A 12,862-nucleotide genomic window follows, 5' to 3' on the forward strand; every position below is an offset into this window, starting at 1 on the left:
ACCTTAAGGTGGTTATTGCGGCGGGGCTCACCTCTTCCCATCCCGAACAGAGAAGTTAAGCCCGCCTGCGCAGATGGTACTGCATTTTGTGGGAGAGTATGTCGTCGCCTTTCTTTGAAAACCCTATCCAATTTGGATAGGGTTTTTTGTTTTATTTATATTTGTTTTGTTCAGATTCTTTCAAACCCCTATTCTTAGGGGTTTTTGTTTTATCTCCTTTTGAAATGTTTTAGTTTAAAAGAGTGATTTTTACATGAGGTTAATTAGTTATTTTTAGTGTTGTGAGGAATTTTTAATTTGTTTACAATTGCTAGTATTGTATCTGTTAAAAAAAAAAAAGAGAACTAACCATATGGCTAGTCCTCTTTTTATGTGATAAAAAATTTCTTGTAGCTTTTATTCTTCAAATTTAGCTTGTAAATAACTTAACATTTCAGTTGTAATAGGTTTTGATAAAAAATCAATTACCATTGGGGATTTTTTTGATTTCTGATGGTCTTCTGGGTCTATAGTAGACGATAAGACTACTACTTTGGTACTAACTTCAGAATATTTAGAACTGTTAAAGGCGTTTAAAAAATCCCAGCCATCCATTACCAAAAATGCAAAATTTTTAAAAAAACAACTATTTACTGCTTTCGATTTATTTGTTATAAATACAGCTTAATAACGGCTTTATGGAGGATTTTTTATTATGATCTAGTTTAAATGAAATTTCATTAAACAGTAAAGCCATCTCATTGAGATGGTTTTTCTTTTATATAGATTATTGAATGGAATCTTTAGTTTCTTCTAAATCTTCGGATTGTCTTCCTAATTTTATTTTCGGATTGTCTTTATTTCCTGTAATAGTTAGTGGAATTCCCAGTATTCCTAATGGAGGTAAACCAAGTCTCATTTTAAGATTTAATCTTCCGTCTAGACTACTTGTTCCTTCAATTCTTGGTCTGAATCCGGCAAATTTAAATTTAAAACGTTCTACAGTGATGATGTTGTTTTTGATAGAAGTTTTAATATCAACCTTGTTTAATTCTGGATTTTTAATACTTTCTTTATCTGTTTTCTTAGCAACACTGCTAAACATTTTCATGCCGTACATTTTGACATTTTTTACTGAAATCACTCCATTTCCTGTTAAGGATGGAAACACAGGCTCCATATTTTCGTTCAATCGTCCTTTTAGCTTATAATCTAAAGAGATAATTCCTTGAGCTTTTTCGGCTGCGCTAGCCATTTCTCTAAAAATTTTAACTTCATTATAAGCACGTTTGATATCAAATTCGTTGGCTTTAATGTGGTAGCTAAATTGAGCATTTTTAGGAGAAACACTTTTGTAAGTAGCATCCATAGTAACATTACAGCCAATTAAATCAAATCCGGTGTTATTCATGCTTAGTAAACCGTTTTTCATTTGTAAACTTCCTTTAGCATTTTTCAATGTCAAACCGTTAAAGTTTACATTTTGAGCATTGGCTATAAATTGTAAATCTAAATTAGGCGGAATTACAATTACTCCCATTTCTGTTTTGGCTGTATATGCAGGGGCAGTTTTGGATTTTGTTTCGTTTGTGTTTACCGTTGTTTGTGACATGAATTCATCAGCATTGATGAATTTAGAACTCATGGTAAAAGATCCTTTTAAAACACCGTCTTTTGAAGTAATGTAGTTAAATACATTTCGTAAGTAACCATTTAGTTTAAAATCAGATTGTCCATAAGATGCTAAGAAAGTATTGAAACGCATCTTGTCATTGTTGAATTTGAAAACACCTTCTTTAATCAGGAATTTTTTTGGCAAATATTCTGAAGTTAATTGAATATTTCTAATCTCCAGAGTTCCAGAATTTCTAAGCTTCGTATAATTGCCTCTTTCAGCATCACTTTGTTTTCCTTTCAATGCCAAATCCGCTTTGATAAATCCATTTACACCAAGCCCTTTGTGAGAAAAAACTTTGTATATTTTACCAATATCTAAAGTTCCCTTTGCATTGATATCATAAATAAGATTGTCAAAGTTGCTTAAATTGGCTTTTACAAAAACTGGGTTTTCTTCAAAAGTAAATTGAGCAGGTTGTAAGACTACTTTTAAATCTTCAAACGTACCTTTTGGATTAGAAATGGTCGAAACTATTTCGATATTACTTATTGGATTTGGATAATACGGTGTTTTAATATACCCATTTTGTAGATTAATAACCGCATTAGTGATAGGGAATGTTCCTTTTTTCTTGTCGAATTTTCCTTTAGCAGTTCCATCTGCAATAAGCATTCCTTTCAATTCTAAATCAGGAATTCCAATAGCACGATTTAATTTTTCTAAATCTAATTTTGCTTTAAGTGCTGCATTGATATCTAAAACTTCTGTTCCAGTGCTGTATAATTTGGCTTGAAGTGTTTCTTTTCCTATCGAAAACGAAAGGTTTCTGAGGTCTATAATTAACGAATCAGGATTTAAAGATGGCAATTGGGTATCAAAATCCATATTTAAATTGCTTATTGTGGCTGGACTTTGATTATAATTTACGCTACCCTCTTTAATTTTAAAATCGAATTCAAGATTAGGTGCAATATTTTTTGAGGCGATATAATTCCCTTTTAAGGTCAAATTAAAGTCGGTTTTCCCAGTTAATTGGGTTTTATCGAGCCAAGTAATGAATTTTGGAGGAAAAGCAGTAAAGAAATCATGAAGATTACTATTAGTTGTTTTTAGGATAAAATCCATGTTGTAACCTTCTTTTAGGAAGTCAAATTTTCCCTTAAAGTCAACAATAAGATTGTTGATTTTTAAATCATTCTGCTGAAAAATAAAAGATAGCGAATTCACATTGACCTTTGTGATAAGGTCTGCATTCACTTTTTTATTCATCAAATAAGGTTCATTATCATATAACAGATTGAGTTTGGTAATTTTTGCCTTAGATGATAAGTCAAAGATAGCCTTGCTTAAATCGCCTTTGCCCAAATAGTCGAAACCAAAAATGTCAAAGTGTAATTTTGTAGATAAATCATCATACACAATTTTACTGTTATTTATTTCAATACTTTCCAGTTTTAATGAATTGTCTGATTCCTTTTCTTCGGTTTGAGTTTTGCTGGATTTGTAAACATTGTAGTTAGCAAATCCTTCTTTGTTTACCTTAACATTGATGTCGGCATTCGATAGGTAGATTTTATCAATATTAATTGATTTTCCAAAAATTAAACTATAAACATTAATTCCAAAAGCAACTTCTTTAGCCGTAATTAATTTTTCATTATCAAATGGTTTAGATCCATTAAGACTAAAGTTTTCTAAACTTACAGTTAATGATGGGAAATGTGTGAAAAACGAAATGTTAGATTTAGAGTAATCCAATTTTGCATTTAGTTTTTGATTGGCTACTTTTTTTATTTCTTCATTTAATTTATCTTCAAAAATTAGTGGTGCTATACACATGAAGGCCAATAATGCAATTATTGTGATACCAATATATTTACCGATTTTAATAAAAATCACTTTTGTTGTAGACATAATTAATGAAGTTGTATTGAGTGTATTTTATGATGGTTTTTATCGCTATCCGTGAACGGTTTCGCTTTTACCATAATTGGTAATGATAGTTGTTTCATATTCAATCCACGCTGCCCAGCGTTTGTCTACATCAACATTATCAGCATATTTCTTTGCAAATTTTAAAAAAGTAGTATAATGTCCCGCTTCACTAATCATCAAATCGCGATAAAATTTGGATAATTCAGGGTCTTTAATGTTTTCTGATAGGACTTTAAATCGTTCACAACTTCTGGCCTCAATCATGGCTGAAAACAATAATCGCTCACACAAAGCATCATTACGGCTTCCGTCCTTTTTCATAAATTTGAAGAGTTCGTTTACGTAGCTGTCTTTGCGTTCGCGACCAAAAGTCAAACCTCTTTCTTTGATTAAGTCATAAACCATTTTGAAATGCTCCATTTCTTCCTGGGCAATTAGAATTAGTTCGTCAACTAGTTCTTGTTTTTCAGAGTTTTGAGTGATAAGACTAATAGCGTTGGAGGCTGCTTTTTGTTCGCACCAAGCGTGATCGGTCAAAATTTCTTCGATATTAGATTCTACTATATTTACCCATCGTGGGTCAGTGGCTAATTTTAATCCCAACATATCTTTCTAATTTTATGCAAAATTAATCTTTATTTTAAAGGTTTATTCTTCTTGAATCTCTTTTTTAAGAAATTTAGCATTATTTTGTGACTGTAATTTTGTGATACTATGGATGATAATCGAAGGCTTTTAATTATTGGATCGGTTTGGCCAGAACCCAATTCTTCCGCAGCAGGTGGAAGGATGATGCAGTTAATCTCGTTGTTTCAAAATCAGGGATTTGCAATTACTTTTGCGAGTCCGGCTCAGGATTCTGAGTTTATGGTGGATTTAAGTGACTTTAATGTGACGAAGAAAGACATTGCTTTAAATTGTTCCAGTTTTGATGCTTTCGCAAAAGAATTAAATCCCGATGTAGTTTTGTTTGACCGATTTATGGTTGAAGAGCAGTTTGGCTGGCGTGTGGCCGAAAATTGCCCGGATGCACTGCGAATTTTAGATACCGAAGATTTACATTGTTTACGTACAGCAAGACAAAAAGCTTTTAAAGCAAAACGTGACTTTCAAATTGCTGATTTATTAGTTGAAGAAGTTGCCAAAAGAGAAATTGCCAGTATTTTGCGTTGTGATTTGTCTCTGATGATTTCGGAATATGAAATGGAATTATTGTCGAACGTTTTTAAGATTGATAGTTCTTTGTTGTATTATTTACCGCTTTTATTAGAATCGAATGCTGTTCCGGAGTTATATAAATCGCCTTCTTATGAAGAACGAAATGACTTTGTTATAATTGGTAATTTTTATCATGAACCCAATTGGAATGCGGTGCAGTATTTAAAAGAAACGATTTGGCCATTAATTAAAAAGCAATTGCCGGAAGCTGTTTTGAATGTTTATGGTGCTTATCCTACTCAAAAAGTACTGCAATTGCATAATCTAAAAGAAGGTTTTTTAATTCATGGGCGTGCCGAAAGTGCTTTTGAAGTAGTTCAAAATACCAGAGTGGTTTTAGCTCCTTTGCGCTTTGGCGCAGGAATAAAAGGAAAATTACTCGAAGCCATGCAATGCGGAACTCCAAGTGTGACTACAGTAATTGGAGCCGAATCCATGCAGGCTGATTTAGAATGGAATGGCTTTGTAGAAGATGTTCCTGAAATTTTTGCTAAAAAAGCCGTACAATTATATCAGGATAAAAATCTATGGTTACAGGCTCAAGTAAACGGAATTGCAATTATAAAACAACGTTATTTGAGAGAATCGTTTGAAGAAGAATTTGCTAAGCAAATTGATTTTTTTGTTGCGAATTTAAAACAACATCGCTTGAATAATTTTATGGGTGAGTTGTTGCAGCATCATACTTTACGTAGTACGAAGTACATGTCGAAATGGATTGAGGAGAAGAATAAGGATTAGATTTTGTAAAAAGTTAATTAGTATTTGAGATTAACTTTTTATTTTGGATTAGTATTGTGATATTGAACTTTTAAAATTAGTGTAAATATGAATATACTTAATTATGTGTTTTACAGGATGTATAAGTCAACAGCAAGAGTGAATAATTTATATCCAGAGGTTGCAGTAGTTATTTTTTTATCTGCAATGTTTTTTTTAAATATAGCTTCAATTTTACTTTTGATGGATGCTTCTATTGAGAATATTGGTCTTAATGGTATATATTTAATCGTAACAGTGATTTTGGCTTTTAATCTGTTTTACTTTTTGAAGAACGATAAATATAAAATAATAATAGAAGAATTTGAATCGGTTAAAAATAAAATTTTTATTGATATATTAATTTTTGTATACCCGTTTTTATCAATCTATTTGTGCTTTAGTTTGTTGGAAATGAGTAATACTCAAATTGGTTTTACTCTTGGAGGATTGTTATTAGTAGAAATTTACGCTTATTTTGACCAAAAATAATAAATGGAATAAAATGAAAGATTGATATAGTATTGTCATAATTATAGTGAAAGCTTGGAGTTGTTGATTGTATTTTAAAAAGTACGAAGTATATGTCTACGTGGATTGAGGAGAAGAATGAACAATGTAGAAAAAGTTTGATTGCATGCCCAAATAAAAAACCCGTCAAGTTTTACACAAGACGGGTTCTGTTTTATATATTGAATCAGTAATTATGCAAGCATAGTCACTGGGCTTTCAATGTATTGTTTTAATGTTTGTAAGAACTGAGCTCCAGTTGCTCCATCGATAGTACGGTGGTCACAAGCAAGAGATAACATCATGGTGTTTCCAACAACGATTTGTCCATTTTTAACAACCGGTTTCTCAACGATAGCTCCTACAGAAAGGATAGCTGAGTTAGGTTGGTTAATGATAGAGTTGAATTCAGTGATTCCAAACATTCCAAGGTTAGAAACTGTAAATGTGCTTCCTTCCATTTCCTGTGGTCCTAATTTTTTGTTTTTAGCTCTACCTGCTAAGTCTCTTACACTAGCACCAATTTGAGATAAACTCATAGCGTCAGTAAATCGTAATACAGGTACCACTAATCCGTCTTCAACCGCTACAGCAACTCCAATATTTACGTGGTGATTGATGATGATAGCATCTTCTTTCCAAGTAGAGTTGATTTTTGGGTGTTTTTTCAATGCTAATGCACAAGCTTTAATTACCATATCGTTGAAAGATACTTTTGTATCCGGAACGGTATTGATAGTAGCTCTTGATTTCATTGCTTCGTCCATGCTTACCTCGATCACTAAGTTGTAGTGAGGTGCAGTGAATAAAGATTCAGATAAACGTTTCGCAATGATTTTACGCATTTGCGAATTTTTGATTTCTTCTGTGTAAACTTCTCCGGCAGGTACGAATACTTTTGGAGCAGCAGCTTCTGCTTTAGCAGGAGCAGCAGATGTTGCAGCAGCAGCTTGTGGAGCAGCAGCAGCAGGAGTAAAGTTTTCGATATCGCTTTTTACAATACGTCCGTTTTCTCCAGAACCTTTTACTTGGTTTAATTGGATTCCTTTGTCGGAAGCAATTTTTTTAGCCAATGGAGAAGCAAGGATTCTTTTTCCGTCAGCAGCAGCTTCCTGAACAACTGGTTCTGCAGCAGCAGCTGGAGCAGCAGCTTTAGTTTCTTCTGCAGGAGCAGCCGCTTGAGGAGCAGCACCAGCAACGAAACCGTCAGCAATTCCGCTGATGTCAGTTCCAGCAGGTCCGATAATAGCTAAAAGGCTATCAACTGGAGCTGTGTTTCCTTCTTGGATTCCAATGTATAATAATGTTCCTTCGTTGAAAGATTCGAATTCCATTGTTGCTTTATCGGTTTCGATTTCAGCAAGAATGTCTCCTTCAGCAACTGAGTCACCTACTTTTTTCAACCAGGTAGCTACAGTTCCTTCAGTCATGGTGTCGCTCAAACGAGGCATTGTAACCACGATTACTCCAGCTGGTAATGCAGCAGCTGGTTTAGTGGCAGCTGGAGCAGCTGCTTCTTCTTTTTTAGTTTCAGCTACAGCAGGAGCAGCAGCTGCTGGTGCAGCACCTCCGGCTAATAGAGCTGAGATATCTTCACCTTCGTTTCCTATGATTGCTAATAATGAGTCAACTGGAGCAGTTTCTCCTTCAGGAATACCAATGTGTAAAAGAGTTCCTTCGTTGAAAGACTCAAATTCCATAGTAGCTTTGTCAGTTTCAATTTCTGCAAGGATATCTCCTTCGTTTATTTTGTCTCCTACTTTTTTTAGCCAAGTCGCTACCGTTCCTTCCGTCATTGTATCGCTCAAACGAGGCATTGTAATAATTGTTGCCATATTGATATTATAGTTTATGAGGTGTAAATGGATAATCTTCTTGTGCGTATACTACATCGTATAATTGCTCTAATTCAGGATATGGAGATGATTCGGCAAAATCAACACATTCTTGAACTAAATCTTTTACTCTTTCATCGATAGCTTCGATTTCAGCATCTGTAGCGTATTTTTTTTCTTTGATAATATCCAAAACCTGAGTGATTGGATCTATCTTTTTGTATTCTTCAACTTCTTCTTTAGTACGATACAATTGAGCATCCGACATAGAGTGACCTCTATAACGGTATGTTTTCATTTCTAAGAAAGTTGGTCCGTCACCACGACGTGCTCTTTCGATAGCTTCCGTCATTGCTTCAGCAACTTTTACAGGGTTCATTCCGTCTACAGGTCCACAAGGCATTTCGTATCCTAAACCTAATTTCCAAATATCAGTATGGTTAGCTGTTCTTTCTACAGAAGTTCCCATTGCATATCCATTGTTTTCAACAATAAATACTACTGGTAATTTCCATAACATAGCCATGTTGAAAGCTTCGTGTAAAGAACCTTGACGAGCAGCACCATCACCAAAATAAGTTAAGGTAACTCCTCCTGTATTGTTGTATTTATCTCCAAAAGCGATTCCAGCTCCTACTGGGATTTGTGCACCCACAATTCCGTGACCACCATAAAAACCGTGCTCTTTTGAAAAGATGTGCATTGAACCACCCATTCCCTTAGAAGTTCCAGTTGCTTTACCTAGTAATTCCGCCATAACTCTTCTTGGGTCAGTTCCCATTCCAATTGGCTGAACGTGGTTTCTGTAAGCAGTAATCATTTTGTCTTTGGTTAAATCCATTGCGTGCAATGCTCCTGCAAGTACAGCTTCCTGACCATTATATAAATGTAGAAAACCTCTAATTTTTTGTTGGATGTATAACGCAGCTAGTTTATCCTCAAACTTTCTCCAAAGTAGCATGTCTTCATACCACTTTAAATATACTTCTTTTGTAACTTCTTTCATCTCAAGTGTTCTTTTACTAAAGTTTTTATTGTGTTGTAAATTAGTATTTTTTGCAAATTCTTCAATTTAGGTCGAATTTGCGAAATGCAAAAATAGAACATTCCAACTAAGTACTAAAATTATAAAGCTAATTTTTAGTTTTGTTAGAGCAGTTTTTTGTTAAATATTAAGGGGAGTAGATTGTTTAAAGATGCTGATTTGTATATTTTGCCTGATTCTCCTTTAAAATAGATTGCAATTGAACTATCTTGTTTTGATTCGTATTCAGCAATAGATTGTCTGCAAGAACCGCAAGGTGTTATTGGGACAGATAATCCTGTAGATTCTGGAGATGCCGTAATGATGATGGATACAATTTTTGCATCAGGAAAATTGGAAACAGCCTGGTATAATGCTACTCTCTCGGCGCAAAGTCCTGATGGAAAAGCGGCGTTTTCTTGGTTGGTCCCCAAAATAATTTCTCCATTATCTAGTTCGATAGCTGCTCCAACTCTAAATTTCGAATAAGGCGCATAAGCATTTTTTTGTACTGATGTAGCTCTTTTGAAAAGATTTTGGATGTTACTAGGTAATTCTTCAATAGTATCATAAGTGAAGAATCTGTTTGTGATAATGATTTCTTCCATTTTGTTTTAGGGTAAAAAAAATCCAAATTTCGGAAAGAGGAAATTTGGATTTTATATTTTGTTGGTAATTTGAAATTAATATTGTTCGTATTTGTCTCCAAAATTAAATGTCAATGAAAAACGTAAAGTGTTTTCTAATGGATTTGGGATTTTTGAAGCAGAGAATAAATACGATACATCAACTTTTACGGAGGTGTATTTAAAGCCTGCTCCTAAAGAGAAATATCGTAAACCACTTTTGCTAACGTTCTCGTGGTGGTATCCTAAACGCATTGCAAATGCATCTTGATAAGAGTATTCAGCACCTAAAGAATAAATTACCTCTTTGAGTTCTTCCTTGAAGCCATCAGGTGCATCACCAAATGATTTAAAAATTCCAGAAACCCATCCTATAGAGCGGTAATCATTTAGATTTTTACTTCTTTCTTCACTTGTAATTGTTCCATCTCCATCTAAATCTGGATTTTGAGGGGTAGGAACTAATAATTTATTAAGTTCTAAGTTTAATCCAAATTTGTTGTAATCGTCAAGAATGAAATCAAATCCAGTTCCGAACTTTAAGTTAGCTGGAAGAAAATTTGCGCTAATTTCATCGTTATCATAACTTAGTTTTGGGCCTAAATTTTGAAAATTAAAACCAGCTCTCCATCTTCCGTTAAAGCTGTTGTAGGCGATTTCTTCCGATTGGTAAAAACCAGCTACATCAATTGCGAACGAACTTGCTGCTGTGGCATCATTATTATCAACAGCTACTTTTAAATTTGAACGGATGAATCTAGCTCCCACTGCCATTGAGAATTTCTCGCTTAGTTTAAGAGAATAAGATCCGTCTATTGCAAATTCATTTGGGGCAACTATTGGAGGGTTGGTCTGTTCAGCTGACTGTCTTAATTCAATATCTCCAAAACCAAAATAGCGAATACTAGCGCCAAATGCACTTCGGTCTGAAATTTTGTTGTAATAAGTTGCTTGACCTAGCGAAATATCATTAGCAAGACCAGTTAAGTAGGGGGTGTAGCTCACGCTAAAACCTTGTTTATCTATTGCAAAAGCATACTTTGCAGGGTTCCATTGTTGTGAAAACACATCTGATGAAGTCGCTACACCTACATCTGCCATACCTGCTGATCGGGCATCGGCACTTACAGATAAAAATGGTACAGCTGTCGTTATTGGTCTTTGTTCTTGCGCTTTAATTAGTGAGACAGATAACAAAGAGAGGGTTAAAAGTATTGTTTTTTTCATCGACGAATAAAAAATTTTAAAACAAATATAGTACTTTATTAAAAAGAGGCAAGTTTTTTATTTTGAATGCTTCTTTCTTTAAAGTATACATTGTTTTGATGGTTAGATAGATTGGTTGTTTCCTAGTGAATGTTTTCTCTATAACTGCAAAAACTAATTTATATTGTATAGGTGTTGCAAAGATATTGATGGTTGCTGTTTTTTTTAAAAATCAATAATTAATGAAATAATAATTGTAGATAATCGGATTGTATAAAGGCATTTTTATTAAAAAAACCAAAATTCTAAAAAAAAGGTATTAAGTATGCGTTTGAATAATAAAAAGTATAAATTTGCGTTAAATTTAAAATTTTGATATAATAATTTACAGTGTACTTGTTGGTTAATCGTTAATTATTATATTGCACCCCTTTAAAGACACCTTGAAAAGAGTATGAAAGTAAATAAAATTATAGTTTTTCGATTACTGTTGTCAGTGATAGTAACTTTAGGTTTTGCTAGTTGTAGTAAAAAATCTAGTTCTAAAGGTTCTTCTAGAGCTACAGGTTGGAATGTGGACAATAAAACAGCTGCTAAAAAACAAGAAGCTGGTCCAGGTTTAGTTTTTGTTGAAGGAGGAACATTTACCATGGGTAAAGTACAGGACGATGTAATGCATGATTGGAATAATACTGCCACTCAGCAACATGTTCAATCCTTTTATATGGATGAAACTGAGGTTACTAATTTTATGTATTTAGAATATTTGGATTGGGTAAAGTTAGTATTTCCACCAGATGAATACAAAGAGGTTTATGATGGTGCGGTACCAGATACATTAGTTTGGAGAAATCGATTAGGATATAATGAAACGATGACAAATAACTATTTAAGACATCCTGCTTATGCAGAATATCCTGTAGTAGGTGTTAATTGGATTCAAGCAGTTGATTTTGCTAAATGGAGAACAGATCGTGTTAATGAGGCTGTTTTGGAACAAAATGGTTATTTGAAAAAGAATGCAAAAACAGAAGATGTTACAGCTGAGAATGCTTTTAATACGGAAGCTTATTTGATGTCGCCATCAACTGCTCGTGGTGGTAGTTCAGAAATTGTATTGCAAAAAACAAAAGGAAGAGCTGTAAAAGGTAAAGATGGAAGTACTTCAGGTCAAAAAAATGTGTACGCACAACGTTCTTCAGGAATTATTATGCCAGAATATAGACTTCCAACAGAGGCTGAATGGGAATATGCTGCAGCTGCCGATGTAGGTCAAAGAGAGTATAATATTTATAAAGGTCAAAAGAAATATCCTTGGTCAGGTGAATATACACGTTCTGGAAAAAGACAAAGTAAAGGGGATCAATTAGCAAACTTTAAGCAAGGAAATGGAGATTATGGTGGAATTGCTGGTTGGTCTGATGATGGTGCGGATATTACAAACGCAGTGAAATCTTATGCGCCTAATGATTTTGGATTATACGATATGGCAGGTAACGTTGCTGAATGGGTTGCTGATGTTTACCGTCCTATTGTAGATAACGAAATGAATGATTTCAATTATTTTAGAGGTAACGTTTATTATAAAAATAAAATTGGTGCTGATGGAAAAATTGAAGTGGTGACTAAAGAAAATATGAAATATGACACCTTAAGTAATGGTAAAGTTATAGCTAGAAGTTTCCCAGGTCAAATTGCACAGGTTCCAGTTGATGAAAAGGAAACTTACTTAAGACAAAATTTCGATAAGAGTAATAACATCAGTTATAGAGATGGAGATAAACAATCTTCAAGATATTATAACTTTGGTTCATCTGAAGCTGATAACGCTAAAGAAAAAGAGATTGCAACAATGTATAACTCACCTAAACATAATGTTACAACAGATAGTTTAGGGAATATGGTAAGAAGGTACGATAAATCAAGCAAGAGAACTACTTTAATCAATGATAAAATTAGAGTGTACAAAGGTGGTTCTTGGAGAGATAGAGCCTATTGGTTAGATCCAGCTCAAAGGAGGTATTTTCCTCAAGACATGGCAACTGATTATATAGGATTTAGATGCGCTATGTCAAGAGTAGGATCTAAATCAGATAAAAGAAAATCACCAAGAAATTAATTTCTAAAACATAATAACTAAAAGCCCTTTGAT

10 protein-coding genes and 1 rRNA gene are annotated in these 12,862 nt (G+C 33.8%); 4 read left to right on the plus strand and 7 right to left on the minus strand.

Features of this window, described 5'->3' with window-relative positions; all coding sequences use genetic code 11:
- Positions 1-4 precede the first annotated feature (4 nt).
- Positions 5-113, plus strand: a 5S ribosomal RNA gene (gene rrf / locus ACFPTQ_RS14135).
- A gap of 283 nt (positions 114-396) precedes the next feature.
- On the opposite strand, the gene ACFPTQ_RS14140 is transcribed toward rrf, so the two are convergent.
- The 3 genes from ACFPTQ_RS14140 to ACFPTQ_RS14150 form a co-directional block, all read right to left on the minus strand.
- Positions 397-594 carry a hypothetical protein gene (locus ACFPTQ_RS14140; RefSeq protein ID WP_379778281.1) on the minus strand — a complete coding sequence of 66 codons (198 nt, stop codon included), beginning with the start codon at positions 592-594 and terminating at the stop codon, positions 397-399.
- Between the two features lie 172 nt (positions 595-766).
- Positions 767-3,511 carry an AsmA-like C-terminal region-containing protein gene (locus ACFPTQ_RS14145; protein WP_379778283.1) on the minus strand — a complete coding sequence of 915 codons (2,745 nt, stop codon included), beginning with the start codon at positions 3,509-3,511 and terminating at the stop codon, positions 767-769.
- 45 nt (positions 3,512-3,556) lie between these two features.
- The gene (locus ACFPTQ_RS14150) at positions 3,557-4,138 is read right to left on the minus strand and encodes a tRNA-(ms[2]io[6]A)-hydroxylase (RefSeq protein ID WP_379778285.1); all 582 of its coding nucleotides are present in this window, start codon (positions 4,136-4,138) and stop codon (positions 3,557-3,559) included.
- 108 nt (positions 4,139-4,246) lie between these two features.
- Here ACFPTQ_RS14150 and ACFPTQ_RS14155 point away from each other — a divergent pair, with 108 nt between their 5' ends.
- On the plus strand, positions 4,247-5,491 hold the full coding sequence (locus ACFPTQ_RS14155) for a glycosyltransferase (RefSeq protein WP_379778287.1): 1,245 nt from the start codon (positions 4,247-4,249) through the stop codon (positions 5,489-5,491).
- Positions 5,492-5,578: 87 nt separating this feature from the next.
- Positions 5,579-6,001 (plus strand): hypothetical protein, encoded by a 423-nt coding sequence (locus ACFPTQ_RS14160; RefSeq protein ID WP_379778289.1) that lies wholly within the window; start codon positions 5,579-5,581, stop codon positions 5,999-6,001.
- A gap of 212 nt (positions 6,002-6,213) precedes the next feature.
- Here the strand turns inward: ACFPTQ_RS14160 and ACFPTQ_RS14165 are convergent, their stop codons facing one another.
- The 4 genes from ACFPTQ_RS14165 to porV all read right to left on the minus strand — a co-directional run bounded on the left by ACFPTQ_RS14165 (position 6,214) and on the right by porV (position 10,731).
- Positions 6,214-7,854: a 2-oxo acid dehydrogenase subunit E2 gene (locus tag ACFPTQ_RS14165; protein ID WP_379778290.1), complete on the minus strand. Its 1,641-nt coding sequence runs from the start codon at positions 7,852-7,854 to the stop codon at positions 6,214-6,216.
- Between the two features lie 7 nt (positions 7,855-7,861).
- Entirely contained in the window at positions 7,862-8,860 is a 999-nt protein-coding gene (gene pdhA / locus ACFPTQ_RS14170; RefSeq protein ID WP_278034943.1) for a pyruvate dehydrogenase (acetyl-transferring) E1 component subunit alpha, read from the minus strand.
- A 143-nt stretch (positions 8,861-9,003) separates the two neighbouring features.
- Complete coding sequence (gene cdd, locus ACFPTQ_RS14175; protein ID WP_379778292.1) at positions 9,004-9,486, minus strand: cytidine deaminase; 483 nt, start codon at positions 9,484-9,486, stop codon at positions 9,004-9,006.
- Positions 9,487-9,561: 75 nt separating this feature from the next.
- Complete coding sequence (gene porV / locus ACFPTQ_RS14180) at positions 9,562-10,731, minus strand: type IX secretion system outer membrane channel protein PorV (RefSeq protein WP_379778294.1); 1,170 nt, start codon at positions 10,729-10,731, stop codon at positions 9,562-9,564.
- 433 nt (positions 10,732-11,164) lie between these two features.
- Here porV and gldJ point away from each other — a divergent pair, with 433 nt between their 5' ends.
- A complete protein-coding gene (gene gldJ / locus ACFPTQ_RS14185) occupies positions 11,165-12,829 on the plus strand; it encodes a gliding motility lipoprotein GldJ (RefSeq protein WP_379778296.1) in 1,665 nt (554 codons plus the stop codon).
- Positions 12,830-12,862 lie beyond the last annotated feature (33 nt).

This window comes from Flavobacterium sp. GCM10022190 (genome assembly GCF_042656445.1).
Classification (GTDB): domain Bacteria; phylum Bacteroidota; class Bacteroidia; order Flavobacteriales; family Flavobacteriaceae; genus Flavobacterium; species Flavobacterium nitratireducens.